The following is a 25768-nucleotide window of genomic DNA, read 5'->3' as shown; positions in this document are numbered from 1 at the left end:
TCCTCGCTTACTGTGCTTGAGGAACCAACCCACCGGACTCATCGACGTTGAGGCGGATGGTCGGTGTCAGCAGGCCGGAAGGCAGAGTCATGCCCAGTCCCTTCAGGTCACCGGGGGTAATCGACAACTGGCTGCCGGCAGGCAGCTGGCCCTCGCGTGCCAGGTCGGCGACCAGCCCGACCACGGACTGCAGTTGCTGACGGTTCTGTTCGGCGGCGATATCGAAGCTGATCGGCAGGCGCAGGTTGGCATCCTTCTCCGAGGTCAGGGTGACATTCTGCTGATAGTCACCTTTGAGTTCCTCATTGACTCCCGGGATATCCAGCGACCACTTGAAACCTGACATTTCCACAGCGGGCAGGCCAACCGGCAGGCCAAGGCCCATCGCCATGGTGGCCTGCACTGGCAGGCTACCGGTGCCAAGGCTGGAGAGTATCAGTGAGGTGAGATCGCTGGTATCGAGCCGGGCATCGAGGCTGAGTGGGCCGACCTTGACCTCCTCGATATCCAGCGAGGTGACCGCTAATCGGAAGGCGTAGAGTCCCGCCGTCGGAAGGGTAAAACACCCGGCCAACAGCAGCACAAGCGTGAAGGGGGCCAGCAGGCGCATACGGTTCAGCATGGGAGTTCTCCGCGTGATGTCGATGACAAACATCGGACATGCGTTAGTCAAGAATGCGGAATATAACGTAAAGCCTGCTGAAACAGGATAGGGGGGGCGTCGGGAGGTTATCGGGGAGGTAAACGAGGTAGTTCATGGAGAGTTGACCCACGATCCCTGTGGGTCAACGATGAGCATGCATCCACGCTCCATGCATCCACGCTCCATGCATCCACGCTCCATGGAAGGTGCCTGAGATTACCGGCGGTTGCGCCGAGCATCCTTGGTGCGATCGAGCTCGCGCTTCTTGGCCTTGTCGCGGTCAGAGGCATCGGCCATCTTGTCGAAAGGGTTATTGCCTGAGCGGAACTCAAAGCGCATCGGCGTGCCCTTGACCTTGAGCACCTTGCGGAAGGTGTTGGTCAGATAGCGCCGATAGGCATCCGGCAACTTATCGGTCTGGTTGCCATGCACGACGATGATCGGCGGATTGGTTCCACCCTGGTGGGCCATGCGCAACTTGATGCGACGGCCATGGATCATCGGTGGTTGGTGCTGTTCAACGGCATCCAGCAGGAGCGTGGTCAAGCGGTTGGTGGACCAGCGGCTGTTGGCCGAGGCGAAGGCTCGCTCGAGCGACGGATAGAGGTCGCCCACCGCGGTGCCATGCAGCGCAGAAATGAAGTGCAGGTCGGCATATTCGGCAAAACCAAGGCGGCGTTTGATATCCGAGCGCATGCGCTCGCGCGCCTCACTTTCCAGTCCATCCCACTTGTTGACCGCCAACACCAGCGCACGACCGGTGGTCAGCACGTAGTCGAGCAAGTGTAGATCCTGCTCCACCAGGCCTGTGCGTGCATCAAGCACCATGATGGCGACGTGGCATTCCTTGATCGCATCCAGTGTCTTGATGATCGAGAATTTCTCGGCGATTTCACTGACGTTCTTGCGCCGACGTACCCCCGCAGTATCTACCAGTACATAAGGCTTGCCACGCCGTTCGAAGGGAATTTCGATGGAGTCACGGGTGGTGCCGGCCTCGTCATAAACCACCACACGGTCTTCACCGAGCAGTCGGTTGACCAATGTCGACTTGCCGACATTGGGACGGCCGATGACACCGATACGAATGCCTTTGGTACCGACATCCGCGGGGATGTCGGCATCGCGCTCGGGGAAGGGGGCCAGTACTTCATCGATCAATGCAGTGACATTGCGCCCATGGGCGGCGGCAATCGGGTAAGGATCACCGAGACCGATCTTCCAGAAGTCGGCCATGGCCGAGTGCTCTTCAAGACCATCGGTCTTGTTGACCACCAGCCAGGTCTTCTTCTGGTTGACGCGCAGATGGTTGGCGATGGCTTCATCGGCAACATTGAGCCCGGCGCGGGCATCGACCATGAACAGCACGATGTCAGCTTCATCAATGGCCTGCAGAGACTGCTCGGCCATGGCTGCATCGATGCCATCCTCATCGCCGCTGATCCCGCCGGTATCAATGACCGTATAGGCCTTGCCACCGAGTAGGCCATTGCCGTACTTGCGGTCGCGAGTCAGGCCCGGAAAGTCAGCTACCAGCGCATCGCGCGAGCGGGTCAGACGATTGAACAGGGTCGACTTGCCCACATTGGGGCGGCCGACCAGTGCGATTACGGGGGTCATGGGCGGATGTCCAGAGCCTCCAGGCTTCCGTCATTGGCCAGCGCGTAGACACGCTTGCCGTCGGTCAGTGGGCGTACGCTGATGCCTGAGTCGTCGATGTGGGTGCGTCCCACGAGACGGCCATTATTGGCATCAATGAAGTGAACATAGCCTTCTACATCGCCGACCACAATCCGGCCATCAGCAAAGGCTGGTGCGGTCAGTGAGCGACCATAGAGGTCGTCCATACGCCACAGTTCGTTGCCGTTGCGGGCATCGAAGGCGATCAGTTGGCTGGCTTCATCGATGACATAGAGCGTGTCGCCGACCAGTACCGGAGTCAGGTAGCTGGAGAGCTCGGTTGACCACAGGGTCTGACCGCTCTGGGCGTTCAGCGCTACCAGACGTCCGTTGTAGCTGGTGACATACAGGCGTCCATCCGGAGTCAGTACCGGCTGTCCGGCCAGATCGACCAGACGATCAATCTCATTCATGCCAGTGGCCACGGCGACGGTGCGCTCGGAAACCTGCTGTCCGCTGCTGTTGTCGATGATCGACAGGCGGCCATTGGAGAATCCGGCGAAGGTCACCTGATCGACTACCGCCGGCGTTCCGGCGCTGCGCAGCGTCAGAGCAGGCAGGTTGGCGCTGTAGACCCACTGCTGCTGGCCAGAGGCGCGATCCAGCGCCGTCACCGTGCCGTCTACGGCCTGAATGATCAACTGCTGGGTATTGGGTTGCGGCGCGGCAAGTACCTCACTGGGGACTCGAGTGCGCCACTTGACCTCACCATTGGTCTGATTGATGGCGATCACTCGGCCATTGCGGGTGGCCAGATAGAGGTCACCATCAACAGCGGTCAAACCGCTGGATACAGGGGTATCCAGTTCGATTTCCCAGAGGGTATCGCCGTTGGTGGTGTTGAACGCCTCAACGAGACCTTCCTTGTCGGCAGCGAACAAACGGTTGCCGGCCAGCGCGGGTTCGATGGGGTAGGTGGCCTTGCCCAGACCGTCGCCGACGCTTTCGCTCCAGCGCGACTCGACCTGGGTAGAGGCGCTGATATCGGTCAGCTCCTTCGGCGGATACTGCGGTTGTACATCACCGGCACAGCCAGCCAGCAGTGCAGCCAGGGTAACGCTTGCAGCAATGGCATTCAGAGTCTTCATAGCGTGGCCTCCTCGGCTCCCAGGTCATCCAGCTTGAGGGCTACGCCGTACAGCGGCTGGCCTTGTTCTTCTGCCAATGCCTGAGCATTGCGCCAGGCCTCGGCGGCCTGATCGTCATTTCCATTGGCGTGGTGGACATCACCCATGATGTTGGCGCGCTGTGCCTCCAGAGAAGAGGCGATATCGCCATCCAGAGTCGCCAGCGCAGCATCGTGGTTGCCTTGCTCGCTCTGGACTCGGGCCAGGCGCAGACGGGCCAGTCCGGTCAGATAGTCGTCATCGGCGTTGTCAATGACGCTCTGCAGTGCAGTACTGGCGCCATCCAGATCATCAGCGTCGACCTTGAGGCGGGCATCAAGCAACAGCGCCAGATCGGCATACAGCGTATCGTCGTGCTCGCTGGACAGGTTGTTGACCAGTTCTTGAGCCTGACTGCGTGCGCTGTCATCCAGTTGCTGCTGGCTGGCCAATCCCAGAAGTTGCTGGTAATCGGCGGAGGCCGCGACCGACGTGTTGTGTTTATGGTCCTGCCAGGCGTTCCAGCCGAATACACCAGCGGCAGCGAGAACCGCACCGACAATCAGCGAGGTCCCATTTTCCTTCCACCAGCGCTTGATTGCATCAAGCTGCTCTTCTTCGGTTCTCAGCTCTGCCACGGGCGAGCCTCCCTGTCTGTGGTATCCATTGAAGATGTGTGCATTGAAGGAAACCTGGCGAGGGGCGTCATGAGCGCGTCTCGCCAGGTGTCCTACGGTGTCTGTTCAGCCAGCAGTGACTTCAGTGCTGCAGCAAGATCCTGTTGTGCAATGATCTGCTGGCTGCGTTCGTCGCGCAGGAACTTGATGGCGACCTGGCCTGAGGCCTGCTCATTCTCCCCGAGAATCAGCGCTAGCCTGGCGTCACTTCGGTCAGCCTTTTTCATGCGATTCTTGAAGTTGCCACCGCCACAGTGGAGTTGCACGCGCAACTCTGGAGCGGCATCACGCAGCTGTTCGGCAAGATGCATGGCGCTACCGTCGGTACTGGCGTCCATACCCAACACATACACATCCAGCGGTGCTCGTGCTTCGTCCGGTACGATATCCAGCGTCTCGAGCAGCAGAATCAGGCGCTCGATACCCATGGCGAAGCCGACTGCAGGGGTCGGTTTGCCGCCGAGCTGTTCCACCAGACCGTCATAGCGGCCACCGGCACACACGGTGCCCTGGCTGCCCAGCGCGCTGGTGGTCCACTCGAACACGGTACGGCAGTAGTAATCGAGGCCACGCACCAGGCGGGGATTGATGACGTACTGGATGCCGGCGGCATCGAGACGTGCGGTCAATGCCTCGAAATGTTGGCGAGACTCGTCATCGATGTGGTCCATCAGCCGCGGCGCGTCAGCGAGCATGTCAGCCATGGCCGGGTTCTTGGAGTCGAGAATGCGCAGTGGGTTGGAGGTCAAGCGACGACGCGAGTCCTCATCCAGCACTTCATGATGGGCCTCGAAGTAGGCCACCAACTTGTCGCGGTAAGCGGCACGCGCTTCATTGGAGCCTAGCGAGTTGAGTTCCAGCGTGACGTGCTCGTACAGCCCGAGTTGCTTCCACAGCCGAGCTGACAACAGGATCACTTCGGCATCGATGTCCGGGCCTTCGAGGCCATAGGTTTCCACGCCGACCTGATGGAACTGGCGATAGCGCCCCTTCTGCGGCCGCTCATGGCGGAACATCGGACCGGTATACCACAAGCGCTGGGTCTGATTGTGCAGCAGGCCGTGCTCCATGGCGGCGCGCACCGTGCTGGCAGTACCTTCGGGACGCAGCGTCAGGCTATCGCCGTTGCGATCCTCGAAGGTATACATCTCCTTCTCGACGATATCTGTCACTTCGCCGATCGAGCGGCAGAACAGTGCAGTCTGCTCGAGAACCGGGGTGCGAATCTCGTCATAACCATAGCGCTGCATCAGCGTGGCGACCTGGGACTCGAAATACTGCCATACCGATGACTGGCCGGGCAGAAGGTCGTTCATGCCGCGCACGGCTTGAATCCTGTTACTCAATGATGACTCCTTGGCTTGATGCTGTGCCGCGCCTGGTAGTGACAAAAGCGTTGCTGGCGATGAAAGCGGCGCATATCAGTGCTTCTTAAACGCTGATGCCCGGGTGCCACTTCAGGCCCCGGGCGTGTGCTGTCGGTATTCTGCGGTCGTGTCGCGTTGCTCTGTCAGTTCTGACGTACGATAACGTCATCCTGCGCCGCTTCCTTTTCACGTACCTTCTGTCGGATCAATTCTTCCAGGTCATCGACGAGATGCTCATTGCGCAGCTTGCTTGCCGGCTTGCCGTCGATATAGACCAGATTGTTGGGGCTGCCGCCTGTCAAGCCGAGGTCGGCCTCGCGTGCTTCACCCGGGCCGTTGACTACACAGCCGATAACCGCCACATCAAGCGGCGTCATGACATCCTCAAGGCGTTCCTCAAGGGCATTCATGGTGCTGATGACGTCGAAATTCTGGCGCGAGCAGCTGGGGCAGGCAATGAAGTTGATGCCCTTGGCACGCAGGCGCAGGCTCTTGAGCATATCGAAGCCAACCTTGATCTCCTCGACCGGGTCGGCTGCCAGCGATACGCGGATGGTATCGCCGATGCCGTCCATCAACAGCATGCCGAGACCGATCGATGACTTCACCGTGCCTGAACGAAGCCCACCCGCCTCGGTAATGCCGAGGTGCAGCGGCTGCTCGATACGTGCGGCCAGGTCGCGATAGGCAGCCACTGCCATGAACACATCGGAGGCCTTGACGCTGACCTTGAAGTCAGGGAAGTCGAGGCGATCGAGGTGATCGATATGACGCATGGCCGATTCCACCAGGGCTGCGGGGGTCGGTTCGCCATACTTCTTCTGTAGATCCTTCTCCAGAGAGCCGGCGTTGACGCCGATGCGGATCGGGATGCCATTGTCGCGTGCAGCGGAAACCACGGCTTGTACACGATCCTCACGACCGATATTGCCGGGGTTGATACGCAAGCAGTCGACACCCAGCTCGGCAACGCGCAATGCAATGCGGTAGTCGAAATGGATATCGGCGACCAATGGAATATTGCTGCCACGCTTGATCTTGCCGAAGGTTTCTGCAGCGTCCATGGTTGGCACCGAGACACGCACGATATCGGCGCCTGCGTTTTCCAGCGCGCGAATCTGGGCCAGGGTCGCTTCAACATCCAGCGTATCGGTATTGGTCATACTCTGTACCGAGATCGGGGCGTCTCCCCCAACCGGCACTGAGCCGACGTGAATCTGGCGTGACTTGCGTCTTTGGATCGGCGAATGCGAATGCATGACTACGGAATCACTCCCCCAGCGTAAAGCGGGCTACGTTGGTGCCACCGGCGATACTGTTCAGGTCGACAGGCTCGCCTTGCCAGCTCATATCGACCGCGGATGCGTTACCGATGACCAGGCGAATGGGCGGTGTGCCTTCCAGGGTGACTTCAGTACCAGCATCCTGGTTGCCATTCAGCAACTGGGTGTTGGTGCTGTCGTTGATGTTGACCCAGGACACATCATTGAAGGTGATGTGCAGCCCGTTGGCACTGGCAACCGCCTGCTCGCTTACTGCTGGTTGCTGTTCGGTTTCTGCCTGTGCATCGTTCGATGCCGAGGCATCCTGCGGAGTAGTACCGGCCTGCTCGGCGGCGGCATTGACTGCAGCCACGGTAACCGGCGTTCCATCCTCGGTGACGTTATTGTCAGTCGCGGCAGCGGACTCACCTGTATCTGCCTCGTCTTCCACTAGCCCCATTTCGCTACCTTCCTCGGGCAGTGGCGGCAAGGCTGCTTCACTATCGCTATCGTTCTGCGTGGCCTCACTGCCATCAATACTGTCCACCGAGACCGGGCCATTATCGCTGACCTCCGGGGGCTCGCCACCACCACGGCTTTGCCACCACATCAGGGTCAGGCCGATCAGGCCAGCAATGACGATCAAGGTCACCAGGCGGAACAGCCACGCACCAATGCGGGAGGGGGGCTTGTTGATATAAACCGGAGTGACCTTGCGCTCGACTTCTTCGTTGCCCATCTGAGCTTGATAGAGTTCCATGACCTGATGCGTATCCACACCCAGCAGTTGGGCGTAGCTGCGCAGGTAGCCACGGCGGTAGGTGACCACCGGTACCTGGTCGTAACTACCGTCCTCCAATCCCTCGATCACGGCGGGACGGAGATTCAGGGCTGCGCCGACTTCTTCCCTGGACAACCCCTGACGCTCTCGTTCATGGCGCAGGTACTCACCGGGAGATCCCTGAGACGAGAGAATATTGGGTTCACTTTGTGGGGTTTCGCTCATGGCTGAGCATCCTTCATCTTGAAAACTGTAATCAAAGCGCGCCGGGCGTCGCAGGACGCGGCTGGGTGTCGCTTGTGACCGTTGCCGCGGTGGAACTCTCGGCAATCGATATTTCCCTTTTCAGGTGTCTTGCAGCAGGCGTCTGCCCGGCAAGACTCACATAGCGATCCAGTTGTGATCGGGCGCGCAGGAGGTTGCCCTGTGCGTATTCCAATTCTGCCAGAGTGAGGTAACTCAGCGGCTGATGCGAATCTATCTCCTGCGCCCGCTGAAGGTCTCTGCGAGCGGATGCCACATCACCAAGTTCCCACTCACACCGTCCCAGGTTTGTATAGAGTTGGGATCGGTTGGTGTAATGCATATCCTTGACCGCTACTTCCAGTTGTTCACAGGCTGCTTGGGTCCGCCCCTGATCATACAGGAAGGAAGCGTAATTGTTGCGTGCTCGAGTGAAGTCTGGAGCAAGACTCAGTGCGCTATCAAAATACTGCTCGGCGAGATTTACCTCTCCTTGACGTTGATAGACGATGGCCATGGCCTGTAGTGCCGCAGGATCCGATGCATCGATGGCGAGCGCTCGGTCCAGTGCCGTCATGGCGCGTGGCAGGTTGCCTTGCTGGAGATAAGCTTCACCCAATTGTCGATAGGCCTCTACGGGATCACTGGCTTTCTGCGCCGACTGATTGTGCTGAAGCGCGCAGCCCGAGACGCTGACAAATACCACCAACAGGGGTGCTATCAAGCGGATCAACCCTCCCCGGGAAGAACTCTGTTGGCGTGCCATTCGACCCTCATATCAGCGGCTTGTTCAGTCGCGTCATTATATTGCAGATGCGTTGCGGTCAGGCTCCAGAAAAAGCCTGATCATCAAAGCGTCACAGGGCGGTGAAGTCAAGCCGTGAACTTGTCTCAATCGGCATCGATCTGGATCGACTGAATATAGCGCTCGTGGCGTTTGGTTCGGTCCTTGACGCGTCCTACAAGCTGGCCGCAAGCCGCATCAATATCATCGCCACGCGTTGAGCGAATTGGTGCAGTATGGCCCAGTTCGTACAGCCAGGTCTGAAAACGCACTACCTGATTGCGCGATGGCTTTTCGTAGCCTGAGTGGGGGAAGGGGTTGAAGGGAATCAAATTGATCTTGCACGGCAGTTCCTTCAGCAGTTCGGCCAACTGGCGCGCGTGCTCCTGCTGATCGTTGATACCCTTGATGACCGTGTACTCAATGGTTACCAGCCTGGCATCGCCACACTTCTGCAGATAACGTTGACAGGAGTCCAGCAGCGTACGGATGTTGTACTTGCGGTTCAGCGGTACCAGCTCATTGCGCAGCTCATCGTTGGCAGCATGCAGTGAGATGGCAAGGCTGACATCAAGGTCATCGCCGAGCCGATCTATCATCGGCACGACACCGGATGTCGACAGGGTGACGCGGCGCTTGGACAAACCATAAGCGCTGTCGTCGAGCATCAGTTTCATCGCCGGAAGGACGTTGTCGTAGTTGAGCAGGGGTTCACCCATGCCCATCATCACGACATTGGTCACCGGGCGCTGTGCGGTATCTCGATTCGCCTCTGCGCTGCGTGACGCTACCCATACCTGGCCAATGATCTCGGCGCTGGTCAGGTTGCGTTGGAAACCCTGCTTGCCGGTGGAGCAGAAACTGCAGTCCAGTGAGCAGCCTACCTGGGAGGAGACGCACAGTGTGCGGCGCTTGCCTCCGTCAGCGGGGATCAGCACGGTCTCGACATAGCTGCCGTCTTCCACTTCAACGACCCACTTGCGCGTCCCATCACTGGACGAGCCTTCGTATACCACCTTGGGGCCGCGAATTTCAGCAGTTTCTTCCAGACGTGCACGTAGCGCCTTGGACAGGTTGGTCATTGCCGAGAAGTCATCGCAACCTTCGTGATGAATCCATTTCATCACCTGGGTAGCGCGAAATTTCTTTTCGCCAATCGAGACGAAGAAGGCTTCCAACTGCTCGCGGGGCATGCCCAGCAGATTGGTGCGTTCAGGAGCGGTGGTCGCGGTCATGGTAGGTTCAGTGGGTCAGAGGGACCGGTTGGGTGCGCGGGAGCGGGCTCCCGCGCAGGTATTGCGGTAGAACGCTTAACGCGGGCAGATTTCGTCAGCAGCGAAGAAGTAAGCGACTTCGCGCTCGGCAGAAGCCGAAGAATCAGAACCGTGTACGGCGTTGGCGTCGATGGAAGTCGCGAAGTCAGCACGGATGGTGCCCGCATCGGCTTCCTTGGGATTGGTGGCACCCATCAGCTCACGGTTGCGGAGGATGGCGTTTTCGCCTTCCAGTACCTGCACAACCACCGGGCCGGAAGTCATGAACTCAACCAGAGCGCCGAAGAAGGGGCGTTCCTTGTGCTCGGCGTAGAAGCCTTCAGCCTGTTCCTGGGACAGCTGAACCATCTTCGCTGCGACAACCTTGAGCTCGGCCTTCTCGAAGCGAGTGATGATTTCGCCGATGACATTCTTGGCAACAGCGTCGGGCTTGATGATGGAAAGAGTGCGCTCGGTAGCCATGGTTACTCCGCTTATAGGGGGTGGATGAATTGCAGGTAGATAACGTCGCGCCGCCTCGGAGACCGGGGCGGCGCGACGCAAAGAGGTGTTCATGCGGCGTCGTGCGCCGTTGGGGAGCAGATTATAGCGCCGATAAGCGGTGAGGGGAATGGCAGAGAGGCAAGAGGGAAGGGAGCAGAGGGAAGAAAAGAGGTCAGAGCGAAGAGGCCTTCGTAAGCTTGACAGACAATGGCTATCGTCCGCAGCCTTCCTTCTTCCTTCTTCCTTCTTCCTTCTTCCTTCTTCCTTCTTCCTTCTTCCTTCTTCCTAAACCGTAAAACTCTCCCCACACCCACACTCGTCCTTGACGTTGGGGTTGTTGAAGCGGAAGAAGCGGTTGAGCCCCTCGTTGACATAATCCACTTCGCTGCCGTCCAGCATCTCGAGAGCCTCCGGGGCAACGAATACGCGAGCGCCGTGCTCCTCGAAAGAGGTGTCTTCATCAGCAATGCTGTCGGCGAAGTCGAGAACGTAGCTATAGCCGGAGCAGCCGCTGGGCTTCACCGACACGCGCAGTCCCAGGCCGCTGCCACGTTCGTCCAGAACGCGACGAATCTGGTCTGCGGCAGCAAGGGTAATATTCAGCTGTGCCATGGAAATCTCCTGATCGTCGGGCTGAATCGCGTCGGGCTTGATGTATCTCACCAGAGTACGCGGGTGTGTATAAGGGTCAAGGCGCTGCGCGTTGGCGCAGCCCGGTTAGCGCGTGGCGAAGTGCCTGGCCAGCGCGCTCGACATCACTTTCGGTGGTGAAACGCCCAAGGCTCAAGCGTAGCGATGACAACGCCAGGCGGCGCGGTACACCGATGCCCTTCAATACATAGGACGGTTCAACGCTGGCAGAGTTGCACGCCGAGCCGGTCGACAGAGCGATGTCACGCAAGGCCATCAACAGCGATTCACCATCCACGCCGTCGAAGCCGAGGTTGAGAATATTGGGCACCGAAACCTCGATGTCGGTGTTGCAGTGCACTCCTTCGATATCGGTAATGGCGGCCAACAGACGATCACGCAGGACTGTGATTCGCGCCTGATCCTCTTCGCTGTGTTGGGCGGCGAGGGCAAAGGCTTCGCCCATACCGGCAATCTGATGTGTCGGCAGAGTGCCTGAGCGCATGCCTCGCTCGTGACCACCGCCATGGATCAGGGCCTCGAGGCGCAGGTCAGGGCTGCGCTTGACGTAGAGCGCGCCGATGCCTTTGGGGCCGTACACCTTGTGCCCGGAGAGTGACATCAGATCGATGCCGAGAGCGGAGACATCCAGCGGGATGCGTCCGCTGCCCTGAGCAGCATCGACATGCAGTACGGCACCATGCTCGTGAGTGACACGAGACAGTGCGGCGAGGTCGTTGATGCTACCGAGCTCATTGTTGACCGCCATCAGCGACACCAGCACGGTATCCGGACGCATGGCGGCAGCCAGCTGTTCGGGAGCGATGCGACCGTCTGCGCCTGGCGTCAGCCAACTGACCTCGAAGCCTTCCTTCTCTGCGGCCTCGGCCGTATCGATCACTGCCTTGTGCTCGATGATCGATGTGATCATGTGCCGACCACGCTCTCGATTGGCGCGAAGATAGCCAAGGATTGCCAGGTTGTCGGCCTCGGTCGCACCGCTGGTCCAGACAATCTCACGTGGGTCGGCGTTGATCAGGTCGGCGACCTGGCGACGCGCGCTTTCCACCGCCTGCTCAGCCAACCAGCCTGGCATATGGCTGCGTGACGCCGGGTTGGCGAAAGTGCCATCGAGGGTCAGGTGTCGAGACATGACATCGGCAACCTGTGGGTCGACCGGCGTTGTGGCTGCGTAGTCAAGATATACGGGTGAAGTCATGGGGTCGCTTTCATCATGATCCAGCGTCTGGCGCGGACAACGGTAATGGGGGCAGGGTAATCACGGAGCCGAGGCAAGAATGCCATCCTCGTCCAGGCGCCGCCGCTGACGTCCAGCGATCTCTGCAATTTCCTGGCGGCGTGCCAGCTCGCCAAGGCTGACGCCGGAGAGAAATTGCTGAATACGCTCCGACAGCTCGTCCCAGAGATAATGCGTCAGACAGGTGTCGCCTTGTTGGCAGTCTGCAAGGCCTCCGCAACGCGTCGTATCGACTGACTCATTGACGGCCTCGATGACTCGGGCCACGGAGATGTTCTCGGCGCTGTCGATCAACAGATAACCGCCACCGGGGCCGCGCACGCTTTCCACCAGACCGGCACGACGCAGTCGGGCAAATAGTTGCTCGAGATAGGACAGCGAAATCTGCTGTCGGCGGGCAATGTCGGCAAGGCACACGGGACCGTCATCTGCATTGATGGCCATGTCGAGCATGGCAGTCACGGCGTAGCGGCCCTTGGTGGTCAGGCGCATGAGGCGATACCTCGGCACCGACGGGAGGTCGGCAGCTCTATTCTGGTGGTTGAGTGGGGGATCATGCGATATCGCCCCACTCTCTCGTAGCTGCCATTATGAGAAAGACCGAGTATTGCGGTCAACCATTCTCCCGATCACTTTCGCTGACCTCGGCGGCCTTGCGCGTTTTGCGGCCCCTGGTGGAGCGCGGAGGAGTAGGGGTTGCCTCGGTATCGTCTTTCGGCGGTTCTTCACCAGGAGGCTGGTCCTGTTGTCGCGGAGCTTGGTCCCGAGAGTCTTCGCTGTGTGTCTGATTCGCTGTCGACTGGCCCTCATCCGTGGGTGCGACCGGTTTGTCAGGCTGATGCGCAGAGACGGGCGGGCAGGCGCGATCGACTTCGTCGAGCATATCGGCGAAGTCTTCATCGCGCAGTTCGGGCATTCTGCCGTCACGATAGTCGGCATCCAGTTTGCGCAGGGTCTGGCACATGCCACCAATGCGCTCGTCGACGGCGTGCATATGATCGAGCATCGCCTGGATCGAGCGAGCCACGGGGTCGGGCATGTCCTGGCTGACACCGTAGGCATCGAAACCGAATTTCTGGCACATGGCTTCACGGCGCGCCGGATCGACCTCAAGCATGGGTTCGCTGTCCGGGTCGGTGCGCATGACGACCTTGCCGGGAATACCCACCACGGTTGCACCCGCAGGCACTTCCTTGGTGACGACGGCATTGGAGCCGATCTTCGCGCCGGCACCTACGGTAAAGGGACCGAGAATCTTGGCGCCGGCGCCGACGATGACACCGTCTTCCAGTGTCGGGTGACGCTTGCCCTTGTTCCAGCTGGTGCCACCGAGAGTGACACCCTGGTAGAGGGTGACGTCGTTGCCGACCACGGTGGTTTCGCCAATCACCACTCCCATGCCATGATCGATGAAGAAGCGACGACCAATGGATGCCCCAGGGTGAATCTCGATACCGGTCAGCCAACGCCCGATGGTCGACAGGGTGCGTGCGATCCATTTGAGATTACGCTTCCACAGCGAATGGGATACGCGATGCAGCAGCAGAGCGTGCAGTCCCGGGTAGTTGGTCAATACCTCGAGAAAGTTGCGTGCCGCCGGATCACGGGCGAATACGCTGTTGATGTCTTCGCGCAGACGTTGAAACATGCGGCGGTCCTTGAGTCAGCCTGAAGTTTCATAGTGCGGGCAGTTGCTCTCCGCTTCAAGTAGATGCTGCTCGACTTCAGGCGTCGCTGTTGGGTGGGATGTCGTCAGATGTGCGCTGGCCCATGGCGACCTGGCCGGCGGCCTTTTCGGTGGCGCTGAGAATACCGCGCAGGATATTGAGCTCCATGCGTTCCGGTCGTGAGCGCAGGGTGACGCGACGCAAGCGTGCCATGAGCTGACGTGGTGTTGCCGGATCATGGAAGCCGATGGCGATCAGCGTACGTTCGAGGTGCGCGAAATAGTGCTCAAGCTCCTCGTGGGTGGCCAGCGGCTGCTGCTCTTCGGTGGTATCGGGCGCCTGTGCCTGCTGCTCCAACCGATTCTGTTGCTCCAACTGATCTTGTTGCTCCAACCAGCTGAGACGGCATTCGTAGGCGAGCACTTGCACCGCTGCGGCCAGATTCAGTGAACTGAAATCCGGGTTGGTGGGAATATGTACATGGGCATGGCAGCGCTGAAGCTCAGCGTTGGACAACCCGCTGTCTTCCCGGCCGAAGACCAGCGCAACACGAGACGCCTGGTGCTGGAGCTCCGTGGGCAGGCGGCTGCCTACCTCGCGTGGGGTCATCATCGGCCAGGGTAGAGTACGGCTGCGGGCGCTGGCACCGACCACCAGGCTACAGTCGCTGACTGCCTCTTCGAGGCTGGCGGAGATATGCGCACCATGTACGAGGGAGTCCGCCCCCGAGGCGCGGGAGATACTGTCGGCCGTGATCGCATCACAACGTGGTGCGACCAGCGCCAGGTCGGTCAATCCCATATTGTGCATGGCGCGGGCAACGCCACCGATGTTGCCGGGGTGGCTGGTGCCGATCAGCACGATTCGAATTCGCTCAAGCATGTCAGGCTCTGTCGTTGATCAGGGGCGTGGCGCAGTTATATGTCGTAGTGCCATGTCGCAGTTACATGTTGCAGTTACATGTCGCAGTTACATGTTCTAGTAGCATGGCGTAGTAATGAGGCCAGCAAGGAGCCGGATTCTATCATGTCGACGTGAATCTGCGTGGCACAGATGCGCGCGATCTGCTAGGATGCGCGCCGAGTCTGTTTTCGCTATGCAATTGCTGGATCATTCCGTTTGAGGAACCACTCCATTCAGTTTCCAGCAGGAAGCGCTGAACAATCAGCATTTTCCTATACCGACTCTGTTCTTTAACACTACCGACTCCCAAGGCCTGATCATGCATCCGATGGTCCAGTATGCCCTGCGCGCTGCCCGTAGCGCCGGCGAACAGTTTCTTCGTATTCGTGAGCGTATCGAGAATGCTCACGAAGAACATAGCCTCGATCGTATACTCGAGGACACGGCACGTAATGCCGAATCCCTGATTACTCGCCAACTTGCTCGCGGCTATCCGCAGCACGGCGTAGTCGGGCGCTACACACCGCATCGTGCCGGTGAAGGCGAAGGTAAGGATGTGCTTTGGCGCATCGAACCCTTCCATGGTTACTCCAACCTGAGTGTGGCATCCCCTGAGTTTGCCCTGTCGGTTGTGTGTCTGATCAAGGGCCGTCCGGAGCATGCGGTAGTTATCTGCCCCTTCAGTGATGACGAATATCTTGCCAGCCGTGGCCGTGGTGCCCAGCTCAATGGCAAGCGTCTTCGCGTGCCCAAGGCTCAGGTGATTCAGGGAGCTCGTCTGTCGATGAGCCTGCCGGACAATTACCTGCGTTCACGCTTCTTGCCAACCTGGTTGACTCTTGTCCAGCAATTGGCGCCTCAGGCTGAGCAGATCCAGTCCTCCGCTTGTGCATTACTCGATATCGCACGTGTCGCCGCTGGTCGTGCCGATGCTGTGTTCGTGTTGGGTATCGATGAGCAGGACCTGGATATCGGTAGCTTGATGCTCAAGGAGTCCGGTGCGCTGATTGGTATGCCGGATGGCAAGCCTTCGGTGTCGATCGAAGGTGCCTTGATGGCAGCTAATCCACGCTTGTTCAAGGCGTTGATCAAGCAGCTTGCGCCGCACGTACAGCATATCCCGGGTCGCCACGAGTCAGACTGATCCTGCACCCGCGCGATACACACAGCCCCCTGCCGCGATGCGGCAGGGGGCTGTGTGCTTATGGGGCTGGGGCTGTGCGCAGTGTAGAGTTTGCTCAGGCCACTCAGTTCGCTGGTGTCACTGTCACTGCTGGAGTGCGCTGACCACCTCATTGACCTGAAGCAGGGTGGATTTCAGGCCACCGCTGGCCAGGTACCAGAGTCTGGGCGAGCCCTTGACGACATGCAGATCTCCCAATTCACTGTGCAGCGTCTCGATATTCAGCGGCGGCTGGCCGATGGCAGCGCTGCGATCAACGACCCAGACCAGATCTGGTGCCATGGCGGAGATCTGGGCCGGGGTCAGCGTAGTGAAGCTACGCTCACCTCGGGTTTGAGTCTCGACGTCATCAGGCAGGGTGGGAGAAGAGAGGCTCATCAGGTCATTGATGACCGGGTCCTGGCGGTAGACCAGTTTGCCATCGTTGTGCAGCACGACGAGCACCTCGGGGCTGCCTTCGATCGTCGCGACTGCCTCAGCAATATCAGCGTGAAGCGTGTCCAGTGCCGGGCCGGCCTGATCATCCACGCCATACTCCTCGGCCAGTGCATGTGTGTTGGCTTCCAGTTGGCTCCAGTAGTCATTGCCCTCTGCACTACCGTTTTGCCAGGTGGGCGCGATTTCCTCCAACTGATCCTTCTCACCGCCCAGGCGTCCGCTGATGACGATGCTGTCTGGAGCCAGCTCATCAAGCACCTTGTACTCGGGAGCCTTCAGTGAGCCGACATCGGCGTAGTCATCCGAGGCGTAGGAGGACAGGTATTCCGGCAGGCTTGACCGAGGTACACCGGCGATACGCTCGCCCTGGCCCAGTGCTGTGAGTGTGTCGAGAGCCGCGTAGTCCAGTGCAGCGATACGCTGAGCGTCGGTATCGGCCCAGGCTTGCGCGGTAACCGCCAGCAGAGAGGCAATGGCAAGAGGTTTGAGCATGGTTGCGTCCTTGTTGATGAGAAGGGGTGAGTCATATCGTTCTGAGAATGAGACTCAACCTCTTTTATACAAGGACGCTAACCGAGAAATGCGCAGGAAATGGTCACATCCGCCGCGCTGTACGGGACGTTGTGTTGCCTTGACTGCAACGCTACTGCTCGCCCGGGGCAGCCGGCTGCGAGCCACTGCTCTGTGATGCCTGAATACGCTGGGTCCAGCGTTGTCTGGCGTACTTGCGCATGTTGGTGACGTCGTCGGTTTCGTCGACGATATCTTCACCGAGGATGGTCTCGATAACGTCTTCCATGGTAATCAAGCCCACCCAGGTGCCGTTGTCGTCGTAGACCACTGCTAGGTGCTGGCGATCGCGCTGCATCATCAGAAACACGCTCTCGACGCTGTCTGTGGAATCTACCACTGGCGCCGGGTGCATGACTTCCTTCATCGTCGCCTGTTCTTCGGCGTGGTAGGTATCGGCCTTGTGCACGTAACCCAGTGCATGCTCACCCCCGTCCATGACGGGAAAACGTGTGAAGGGCGAGCGTGATAGCTGGGTATCGAATTCCGCCACACTCATCGATGGGCGTACCGAGATACACACCGTACGCGGTGTCATTACACTACTCACCTGAATCTCATGCAGATTGAGGATATTGGTGATGGTGCGGGCCTCGTCGCGATCCAGGGCCTGTTCGTCCAGTCCGATACGCGCCAGTGCCTTGATCTCACCGCGCATGTCGGTACCCGGCGCATCATGGCTGATACGGCGGGTGATCAGCTCTGATAGCCAGATGAAGGGTCGCAGAGTCCAGACCATGCCGTTCAGCAACGGAGGTAGCCAGCGGGAAAGCTGTCGCCAGTAGGTGGCACCGATGGTCTTGGGAATGATCTCCGACAGCACGAGGATCAACAGTGTCATGATCGCAGAAGCCAGACCCAGCCAAGCCTCGCCGAACACTACCGCAACCTGGGCGCCGACGCCGGTCGCTCCCCCCGTATGTGCGATGGTGTTGAGCGTCAGAATAGCCGCGAGTGGTTTGTCGATATCCTGCTTGAGTACTGCCAGACGGCGGTGCAGTCGAGGTTCGCTGTCCTTGAGCTGGGCGATATAGCTGGGAGTCAGCGAGAGAAGAGCGGCTTCCAGAATGGAGCACAGGAAGGAAGCGGAGATGGAAATAATGGCAAATGCAGCCAGCAGTAACATGGAGCCTCTGTAGGTGACCAGGAAAGTGGCAGTGCAGTAGAGCGAGTCATGCTGCAGTGCCGGGTGAATCATGCAATAGGGTCAAGAACTGCGCAAGAGAAACCGGAATGGGTCAGAAGCCCCCTTGCCAAAACAAGACCCCCGCCACTCGGAGAGGGCGGGGGTCAGGGCGTGCTACTGCGGCAGAAGCGTGCCTTCAGGGCAGCTCTTCGGCCTCGGGGTCTTCCTTCTTCTCGGGAATCAGGTCGGTGCGTTGCAGTTTGAGCTGAATCAATAGTGCTGCAGCGACGTAGATCGACGAGAAGGTCCCCAGGCCGATACCGACCAGAAGGGCGATCGAGAAGTTGTGAATCAGGTCACCACCGAGCATAAACAACGCCAGTAGTACCAGAGCCGTAGTGCCGGAGGTTGCCAGCGTACGGGCAAGGGTCTGATTGATGGCTTCATTGAATATCTGCGCCATATCGTCGATGCGCGACTTGCGGATGTTCTCGCGGATACGGTCGAAGACCACAATGGTATCGTTGAGCGAGTAACCAATGACCGCGAGTACCGCTGCCAGCACCGTGAGGTCGAATTCAAGCTGGAACAGCGAGAACACACCCAGCACCACAATGACATCGTGGCCCAGTGACAGTAGAGCACTGAGAGCGAACTTGTACTGGAAACGGAACGCGACATAGAGAATGACGCCGCCCATTGCCAGCAACATGCCGAGACCACTCTGGTCGCGTAGTTGGTCGCCGACCTGAGCACCGACGAACTCGGCGCGTACCAGGTTGACGTCCACTCCCTGGTTGGCGAGCAGATCGATTACCTGTTGGCCGACATCCGCATCGAAAGCCTGCTGTAGACGGATCAGTATCTCGTTGGCAGCGCCGAAGGTCTGCACTGACACATCATTGAATCCGCCCAGTTCAAGCGCCTGGCGAACGCTGTCGAGAGTGGGCGCAGTGGCGTAGTGGACTTCAATCAGCGTGCCGCCGGTGAAATCGAGTCCCAATGCCAGTCCTTGTACCGCCAGCGAGATGATCGAGATCAGTAGGGTGATCGCCGAGAAGGCATAAGCCAGTCGGCGGTGGCCCATGAAGTCGATATTCAGGTTGGTGAGGTTCTTCATGTCCTCTCCCTGTGGTGATTGCATTGGGCCATGGTTAGATCCAGATCTTCTTGCGCGGACGGCCACCGTAGACCAGGTTGACCATGCCGCGTGTCACCATCAGCGCTGTGAACATTGACGTCAGGATGCCCAGCGATAGTGTCACCGCAAAGCCCTTGACCGGTCCGGTACCAATGGAGAACAGGATCACTGCCACCAGCAAGGTGGTCAGGTTGGCGTCAACGATCGAGGTGAAGGCGCGCTCGTAACCGGAGTGAATCGCTTGCTGCACCGACATGCCGTTGCGCAACTCTTCACGTATTCGTTCAAATATCAATACGTTGGCATCGACCGCCATACCCAGCGTCAAGACGATACCGGCGATGCCGGGCAGGGTCAGCGTCGCACCGAGCAGCGACATCGCTGCCACCAACAGTGTCAGGTTGAAGGCCAGCGCTATGTTGGCGATCACACCGAATGCCTTGTAGCGAATCAACATGAACAGCAACACCAGCACCAGACCGACCTGTACTGACAACAGGCCGCGGGCGATGTTGTCCGCACCGAGGCTCGGGCCGATAGTGCGTTCCTGAGCAAAGTAGATCGGTGCCGCCAGCGAGCCGGAGCGCAGCAGCAGGGATAGCTCACCGGCTTCGGTGGGGGAGTCGAGTCCCGTAATGCGGAAGCTATTGCCCAGTGCGCTCTGGACGGTGGCCAGGCTGATGATGCCTCGTTCGGTGTATGGTTCACGAACCGTGACCTGCTTGCCGTCTTCGGTCACCGTGCGGTCGCGCGTCTTGTGCTCAATGAACACCACCGCCATGTTGCGGCCGATGTTGCTGCGTGTCGCACGGTTCATCAGCGTGCCGCCGGTACCGTCGAGGTTGATGTTGACCTGAGCACGACCGTTCTCGTCGAAACTGCGAGTGGCGCTGGAAACACTGTCGCCGGTGATGATCACATCACGCATCAGGTCGGCAGAGCGTGCTGGATCATTGCGGAACGGCAGGCTCTCCGTTTCGTTATCCGGGGTGTCTGCGCGGGCTTCGAGACGAAACTCGAGGTTGGCTGTGGCACCAACGATACGCTTGGCGGCGGCGGTATCCTGAACACCGGGTAGCTCGACAACGATGCGATCCGGGCCCTGGCGCTGGACCAACGGCTCGGCGACGCCCAACTCGTTGACACGATTGCGCAGAGTGGTCAGGTTCTGGTTGATCGCGTAATCCTGAATCTCATCAACGGCGGCATCGCTCAGCGTCATGCTGAAGCCGGCGCCGCGTTCGCGCTCCAGGCCCTGGTACTGGAAGTCCGGGAAGCTCTGGCTGATCAGACGCTGTGCTGCGTCGCGGTCTTCAGCGTTGACGAAGTCCACGGAAATGGTGCGCCCTTCAACCTGAGTATTGCGATAGCGGATACGCTCGTCGCGCAGCTGTTCGCGAATGGCGCTGGCATTGACTTCCAGGCGCTGCTGGACGGCGGCATCCATATCCACTTCGAGCAGGAAGTGAACACCACCGCGCAAGTCGAGGCCCAGAGTCATCGGTGATGCCGAAAGTGAGGCCAGCCAGTCGGGAGTGGATTCGGCGAGGTTCAGGGCGACAACGTAGTCTTCACCGAGTGTCTCGCTGATCAGGTCGCGAGCGGAAATCTGGTCGTCGGTGTTGCGCAGGCGGATGAGCACGCTATTGGGTGCTTCCTCGACTGTCTTGACCTCGATGCCGGCGTCAGCGAGTGCCTCTTCGAGACTCTTCTGCTGCTCCGCGGATAGGTTCAGGTCGCCACGGTCACTGCTGATCTGTACAGCCGGGTCTTCAGGAAAGAGATTGGGAAGCGAATAGACCAGGCCGAAGAGAAGTACCAGTGCGATGAGCAGATACTTCCATAGGGGGTAACGATTGAGCATCGGGGCTCTGCCCTCAGTTTGCTGACGAATATGCTGACAGTTGAACTGTCATGCCAATGCGCAACAGCCGCAGGGCGGCTATCACGCGTTGGCATAGAATGGCCTCGCTCGAGAGCGAGGCCCTGGCGCTGATCAGATGGACTTGATGGTGCCCTTCGGCAGTACCGCGGCGACGGCGTTCTTCTGCACGCTGACCTCGGTACCTTCGGCGATTTCCAGACTCAGGAATTCGCTGTCATCGCTGACCTTGGTGACACGGCCCATCAGGCCACCGCCAATCACGATCTCGTCGCCCTTGGACAGGCCGGCGATCAATTGCTTATGTTGCTTGGCACGCTTGGCCTGCGGACGCCACAGCAGGAAGTAGAAAATCAGCACGAAGCCGACCAGCATCACGATCTGGGCAATACCGCCACCGGCAGCACCGCCACCTTCTGCCATGGCAGGGGAAATGAAAAAGTCCAGCATGTACGACAGTCTCCTGAGGTTGTTGAGAACACGATTATCAAGAAATCGGTTGTCGAGAAATAGGTTGTCGAGAAATCGAACGCAGCTTCAGGTATTCAAACGGCTGGCTCAGGGCCAGCCGTCGATCAATTCGGTGCGGGAGGAACCGGCAACCCGCGCTGCGCGTAGAAATCTTCCACGAAGTCAGCCAATGTACCCGCTTCGATAGCACCGCGCAAACCAGCCATCACCCGTTGATAGTGGCGGAGGTTGTGAATGGTGTTGAGCATCGAGCCGAGCATCTCGCCGCAGCGATCCAGGTGATGCAGATACCCGCGCGAGAAGTTCTGGCAGGTATAGCAGTCACAGCCTTCCTCCAGCGGACCGGTGTCATGGCGGTGTTTGGCATTACGAATCTTGACCGTGCCCTCGAACGTGAACAGGTGGCCGTTGCGCGCGTTGCGTGTCGGCATGACACAGTCAAACATGTCGACGCCACGCCGTACGCCTTCAACCAGGTCCTCCGGCTTGCCGACGCCCATCAGATAGCGTGGCTTGTCGGCCGGCATCCACTCGGGCAGGTAGTCGAGCACCTTGATCATTTCTTCCTTGGGCTCACCCACCGATAGACCGCCGATGGCGTAGCCATCGAAGCCGATCTCATCCAGCCCCTTGAGCGATTGCTCGCGCAGCTCTGGATACATTCCACCCTGAATGATACCGAACAGTGCCGAGGGTGAGTCACCATGGGCGATGCGTGAACGATTGGCCCAACGCAGCGACATTTCCATCGAGCGTTTGGCTTCCTCGAAGGTCGCAGGCCAGGGCGTGCATTCGTCGAAGATCATCACGATGTCGGAGCCCAGCGAGCGCTGCACGGCCATCGACTCTTCGGGGCCCATGAAGACCTTCGAACCGTCGACGGGCGAGCGAAAGTGCACACCTTCTTCGGTAATCTTGCGCATCTCGCCCAGCGAGAAGACCTGAAAACCGCCGGAGTCGGTGAGGATCGGCTTGTGCCACTGTGCGAAATCATGCAGATCGCCATGCGCCTCGATGACATCGGTGCCGGGGCGTAACCACAGGTGGAAAGTGTTGCCGAGGATGATCTCGGCGCCAATCTCCTCGACCGACGCGGGTGTCATGCCCTTCACTGTGCCGTAGGTGCCGACGGGCATGAAGGTAGGTGTCTCGATGGTGCCGCGGGGGAAGCTGATGCGTCCTCGGCGTGCTCGCCCGTCAGTGGCGAGTTGTTCGAAACTCATGAAGCATTCGTTACGCATGATGTGTTCTATCTCCATGTCCGGCCCTGGCCGAACAAGATGTTGGGTCTGAATCAGCGATACCAGCTTTGATTCAGAGATGCTGAGTCTGAGTCAGCGCGACCGCGTCAGGAACATGGCGTCGCCATAGCTGAAGAACGCATAGCGCTGTTCCACGGCTTCGCGATAGGCCTGCATGACGGGTTCGAAGCCGGCGAAGGAGCTGACCAGCATCAACAGGGTTGATTCCGGAAGATGGAAGTTGGTAACCAGCACATCGACACAACGCCACTCGTAGCCGGGATAGATGAAAATATCGGTATCGCCGGAGAACGGAGCAATTTCACCAGAGGCGCTGGCGGTTTCAAGACAGCGCACGCTGGTGGTCCCCACGGCGATGACGCGTTTGCCGGCCTGCTGTGCAGCATGTACCTTGGTACAGGCTTCCTCACCGACCTCTATCCACTCGCTGTGCATGTGGTGCTCACGGATATCAGCGGCACGCACAGGCTGAAAGGTGCCCGCACCGACATGCAGGGTGACGAATGTCGATTCGACTCCCTTTGCCGCAAGGCGTTCCAATAGCGGTTGATCGAAATGCAGTCCCGCGGTGGGAGCGGCCACTGCGCCGTCACGCCGGGCGTAGACGGTCTGATAACGCTCGCGATCCGAGAGCTCGTCGTCGCGAGTGATGTACGGCGGCAAGGGCATGTGACCATGCTGCTCGAGCAGAGCGATCATCGGTGTCTCACCGAGAAAGCGTAGTTCGAACAGCGCGTCTCGGCGTCCCTCGACCACCGCCTGGATGCCGCCTTCGAAGATCAGTTCGGTGCCGGGTTTCGGTGATTTGCTGGAGCGTAGGTGGACCAGTCCACGATGGGCATCCAATGGGCGCTCGAGCAGCATCTCGACCTTGCCGCCGCTGGCCTTGTGACCATGCAGGCGTGCCGGAATGACGCGGGTATCGTTGAAAACCAGCAGGTCGCCGGGCTCCAGCATTTCCACCAGATCGGGAAACTGGTGGTGGCTGAACTGGCCGCTGTTGCCATCGACGCACAGCAGGCGACAGTCGCTGCGTACTTCCGAAGGGTAGCGAGCGATCAACTCTTGCGGAAGATCAAAGTGGAAATCGGCTCTTTGCATGTGGGCTCTTGAATCGCGGGCGCAATAACTATTAACGGGCGCAACAACCAATAACGGGCGCAACAACCAACAGGTAATTGCATCAGGCATAAGGTGAGTGACCTGCCGGTGCATTGATTGATCGAAGCGCGGTCTCAGGACAGCGGTGCACAAGGATAGCGTTTCCTGACCGTCACGTCAGGAAACGCGGAAAGATTAGTGCGCTGGAGACATGGCAACTACCACAGCAGCAGGCGTGGCGACCGCCTCATCAGAAGTGGTAACTACCATATCAGCAGTAGCAACTACCACATCAGCAGGATCAGTGCATAAGCCATCAATGTTACCAGCACAGTGCCGGCGAGGTTGAGGGCAAACCCGGCACGGATCATGGACTGAATGCTCATATGCCCAGTGCCGAAGACAATGGCATTGGGCGGTGTGGCTACAGGCATCATGAAAGCGCAACTGGCGGCAATTGCAGCAGGGACCGTGATCAACAGAATCGGAATATCCAATGACATGGCCATGGCACCGAGTAGCGGCAGGAAGGCTGCCGCAGTGGCAGTATTCGATGTCACTTCGGTGAGGAAGATGATGACCAGTACTACGCCACCGATGAGCGCCAGTGTCGGCAAGGCGCCAAGTGCGGAGAGTTGGTTGGCAATCCACTCGGCGAGCCCCGAGGAACTGATGGCACCGGCCAGCGCCAGGCCGCCACCAAACAGCAGCAGGATGCCCCAGGGGAGTTTGACTGCTTCGTCCCAGGCCATCAGTGATTCGCCGCGATGACGGCCGCTGGGAACCAGGAACAGTGTCATGCCGGCGAGAATGGCGATCGAGGTGTCCGACAGCCAGTCCACGCCGAGGTTGTTGAGCATGGGGCGGACGATCCAGGCTGCCGCCGCCAGCAGGAATACCAATCCGACGCGTTTTTCGGCTTTGCTCATCGGGCCCATTTCGGCCAGTTCGCGATGAATCATGCTGGCGCTATCGTTGTCACCGGTAGTGAGCTGGAAGCCACCGCGACACAACCACCACCAGGCGACCACCATCATCGTGATACTGATTGGCAGGCCGATCAGCATCCACTGAGCGAAGCCAAGGTCAATGTTCATGGAGTCCGACAGGTAGCCGGCCAGTAGGGCGTTGGGCGGTGTGCCAATCAGAGTGGCCACGCCACCTATGCTCGCGGAATAGGCAATACCCAGCAGCAGCGCGGTGGCAAAGCGGTTCAGTTCCTTCGGGTCCGAATCCTCGAGCAGGCTCAGCACCGAGATGCCGATGGGCAGCATCATGATTGCGGTGGCGGTATTGGAGACCCACATGCTGATGAAGCCAGTGGCGATCATGAAGCCCGCTATCTGACGCTTTGGCTCGCTACCCACTACACGCAGCACCTGCAGCGCCACGCGGCGATGAAGGTTCCAGACCTGCATCGCGATCCCCAGCAGGAAACCACCGAGGAACAGATAGATGATCGGATTGGCATAGCTGGCCGCCGTTTCCTTGATGTCACCAATACCCAACGCTGGGGCGAGAACCAGCGGCAGTAGAGACGTCACCGGAATCGGAATGGCCTCAGTGGACCACCAACTGGCCATCAGCAATGCCATGCCTACGCAGTGCCACGCGATGGGCGACATACCGGCTGGCGCAGGAACGACCAGGGTGAGCAGCAGCAACACCAGGCCGAGCACCAGCCCGATGCGTGCCGCGACGGAAGGAGAAGGAGGGGCTTCGTTGCGTGACTGCGCCATGGGGAACTCCTGAAATGGGAACAACCGCCGACCGGAGGTGCCGAAAAAGATGGGCGCAATAATAGCAACCTAATGATGATATTCGCGAGAATGAAAT

At 59.2% G+C, this 25768-nt stretch carries 23 protein-coding genes and 1 pseudogene; 1 reads left to right on the top strand and 23 read right to left on the bottom strand.

Features of this window, described 5'->3' with window-relative positions:
• Window positions 1-7 precede the first annotated feature (7 nt).
• The 15 genes and pseudogenes from AR456_RS16375 to trmJ form a co-directional block, all read right to left on the bottom strand.
• Window positions 8-622, bottom strand: a complete 615-nt coding sequence (locus AR456_RS16375) for a hypothetical protein (RefSeq protein ID WP_021818255.1) — start codon at window positions 620-622, stop codon at window positions 8-10.
• 237 nt (window positions 623-859) lie between these two features.
• Window positions 860-2263, bottom strand: a complete 1404-nt coding sequence (gene der / locus AR456_RS16370; protein WP_021818256.1) for a ribosome biogenesis GTPase Der — start codon at window positions 2261-2263, stop codon at window positions 860-862.
• A complete protein-coding gene (gene bamB / locus AR456_RS16365; RefSeq protein ID WP_021818257.1) occupies window positions 2260-3411 on the bottom strand; it encodes an outer membrane protein assembly factor BamB in 1152 nt (383 codons plus the stop codon). Before bamB ends, der begins: the two co-directional genes overlap by 4 nt.
• Window positions 3408-4067, bottom strand: a complete 660-nt coding sequence (locus AR456_RS16360) for a YfgM family protein (protein ID WP_021818258.1) — start codon at window positions 4065-4067, stop codon at window positions 3408-3410. The genes bamB and AR456_RS16360 overlap by 4 nt, the downstream gene beginning before the upstream one ends.
• A gap of 92 nt (window positions 4068-4159) precedes the next feature.
• Window positions 4160-5452: a histidine--tRNA ligase gene (hisS, locus tag AR456_RS16355; RefSeq protein ID WP_031207412.1), complete on the bottom strand. Its 1293-nt coding sequence runs from the start codon at window positions 5450-5452 to the stop codon at window positions 4160-4162.
• 164 nt (window positions 5453-5616) lie between these two features.
• Window positions 5617-6732: a flavodoxin-dependent (E)-4-hydroxy-3-methylbut-2-enyl-diphosphate synthase gene (gene ispG / locus AR456_RS16350; protein WP_031207413.1), complete on the bottom strand. Its 1116-nt coding sequence runs from the start codon at window positions 6730-6732 to the stop codon at window positions 5617-5619.
• 10 nt (window positions 6733-6742) lie between these two features.
• A complete protein-coding gene (locus AR456_RS16345) occupies window positions 6743-7741 on the bottom strand; it encodes a RodZ domain-containing protein (protein WP_021818261.1) in 999 nt (332 codons plus the stop codon).
• Window positions 7742-7772: 31 nt separating this feature from the next.
• On the bottom strand, window positions 7773-8525 hold the full coding sequence (gene pilW / locus AR456_RS16340) for a type IV pilus biogenesis/stability protein PilW (RefSeq protein WP_021818262.1): 753 nt from the start codon (window positions 8523-8525) through the stop codon (window positions 7773-7775).
• A gap of 125 nt (window positions 8526-8650) precedes the next feature.
• Entirely contained in the window at window positions 8651-9778 is a 1128-nt protein-coding gene (gene rlmN, locus AR456_RS16335) for a dual-specificity RNA methyltransferase RlmN (protein ID WP_021818263.1), read from the bottom strand.
• 75 nt (window positions 9779-9853) lie between these two features.
• Window positions 9854-10279: a nucleoside-diphosphate kinase gene (gene ndk / locus AR456_RS16330; protein WP_021818264.1), complete on the bottom strand. Its 426-nt coding sequence runs from the start codon at window positions 10277-10279 to the stop codon at window positions 9854-9856.
• Between the two features lie 306 nt (window positions 10280-10585).
• Window positions 10586-10912, bottom strand: coding sequence for a HesB/IscA family protein (locus AR456_RS16325; protein WP_021818265.1), 327 nt, complete (start codon window positions 10910-10912; stop codon window positions 10586-10588).
• A gap of 76 nt (window positions 10913-10988) precedes the next feature.
• Window positions 10989-12149, bottom strand: a complete 1161-nt coding sequence (locus AR456_RS16320; RefSeq protein ID WP_021818266.1) for an aminotransferase class V-fold PLP-dependent enzyme — start codon at window positions 12147-12149, stop codon at window positions 10989-10991.
• Window positions 12150-12209: 60 nt separating this feature from the next.
• Window positions 12210-12680: a Fe-S cluster assembly transcriptional regulator IscR gene (gene iscR, locus AR456_RS16315; protein WP_021818267.1), complete on the bottom strand. Its 471-nt coding sequence runs from the start codon at window positions 12678-12680 to the stop codon at window positions 12210-12212.
• A 337-nt stretch (window positions 12681-13017) separates the two neighbouring features.
• Window positions 13018-13836 (bottom strand): annotated as a pseudogene (gene cysE / locus AR456_RS16310) (serine O-acetyltransferase); the annotation flags it as partial.
• Between the two features lie 76 nt (window positions 13837-13912).
• Window positions 13913-14737, bottom strand: coding sequence for a tRNA (cytosine(32)/uridine(32)-2'-O)-methyltransferase TrmJ (gene trmJ / locus AR456_RS16305; RefSeq protein ID WP_021818269.1), 825 nt, complete (start codon window positions 14735-14737; stop codon window positions 13913-13915).
• A 340-nt stretch (window positions 14738-15077) separates the two neighbouring features.
• On the opposite strand from trmJ, the gene AR456_RS16300 reads away from it, so the two are divergent.
• On the top strand, window positions 15078-15902 hold the full coding sequence (locus tag AR456_RS16300; RefSeq protein ID WP_021818270.1) for an inositol monophosphatase family protein: 825 nt from the start codon (window positions 15078-15080) through the stop codon (window positions 15900-15902).
• 123 nt (window positions 15903-16025) lie between these two features.
• Here the strand turns inward: AR456_RS16300 and AR456_RS16295 are convergent, their stop codons facing one another.
• The 8 genes from AR456_RS16295 to AR456_RS16260 all read right to left on the bottom strand — a co-directional run bounded on the left by AR456_RS16295 (window position 16026) and on the right by AR456_RS16260 (window position 25671).
• Entirely contained in the window at window positions 16026-16871 is an 846-nt protein-coding gene (locus AR456_RS16295; RefSeq protein ID WP_021818271.1) for an ABC transporter substrate-binding protein, read from the bottom strand.
• Between the two features lie 151 nt (window positions 16872-17022).
• Window positions 17023-18075, bottom strand: a complete 1053-nt coding sequence (locus tag AR456_RS16290; RefSeq protein WP_051995714.1) for a CNNM domain-containing protein — start codon at window positions 18073-18075, stop codon at window positions 17023-17025.
• 196 nt (window positions 18076-18271) lie between these two features.
• On the bottom strand, window positions 18272-19195 hold the full coding sequence (gene secF, locus AR456_RS16285) for a protein translocase subunit SecF (protein ID WP_021818273.1): 924 nt from the start codon (window positions 19193-19195) through the stop codon (window positions 18272-18274).
• A 34-nt stretch (window positions 19196-19229) separates the two neighbouring features.
• Window positions 19230-21080, bottom strand: coding sequence for a protein translocase subunit SecD (secD, locus tag AR456_RS16280; RefSeq protein WP_021818274.1), 1851 nt, complete (start codon window positions 21078-21080; stop codon window positions 19230-19232).
• A gap of 132 nt (window positions 21081-21212) precedes the next feature.
• On the bottom strand, window positions 21213-21548 hold the full coding sequence (gene yajC / locus AR456_RS16275) for a preprotein translocase subunit YajC (protein ID WP_021818275.1): 336 nt from the start codon (window positions 21546-21548) through the stop codon (window positions 21213-21215).
• Window positions 21549-21673: 125 nt separating this feature from the next.
• Complete coding sequence (tgt, locus tag AR456_RS16270) at window positions 21674-22792, bottom strand: tRNA guanosine(34) transglycosylase Tgt (protein ID WP_470303265.1); 1119 nt, start codon at window positions 22790-22792, stop codon at window positions 21674-21676.
• A gap of 111 nt (window positions 22793-22903) precedes the next feature.
• Window positions 22904-23932, bottom strand: a complete 1029-nt coding sequence (gene queA / locus AR456_RS16265; protein ID WP_021818277.1) for a tRNA preQ1(34) S-adenosylmethionine ribosyltransferase-isomerase QueA — start codon at window positions 23930-23932, stop codon at window positions 22904-22906.
• Between the two features lie 284 nt (window positions 23933-24216).
• Window positions 24217-25671 (bottom strand): SLC13 family permease, encoded by a 1455-nt coding sequence (locus AR456_RS16260; protein ID WP_021818278.1) that lies wholly within the window; start codon window positions 25669-25671, stop codon window positions 24217-24219.
• Window positions 25672-25768 lie beyond the last annotated feature (97 nt).

The sequence above is a fragment of the Halomonas huangheensis genome (genome assembly GCF_001431725.1).
Classification (GTDB): domain Bacteria; phylum Pseudomonadota; class Gammaproteobacteria; order Pseudomonadales; family Halomonadaceae; genus Halomonas; species Halomonas huangheensis.
Note: the sequence above shows the minus strand (reverse complement) of the source record. Positions and strands in the feature narration are given on the sequence as shown.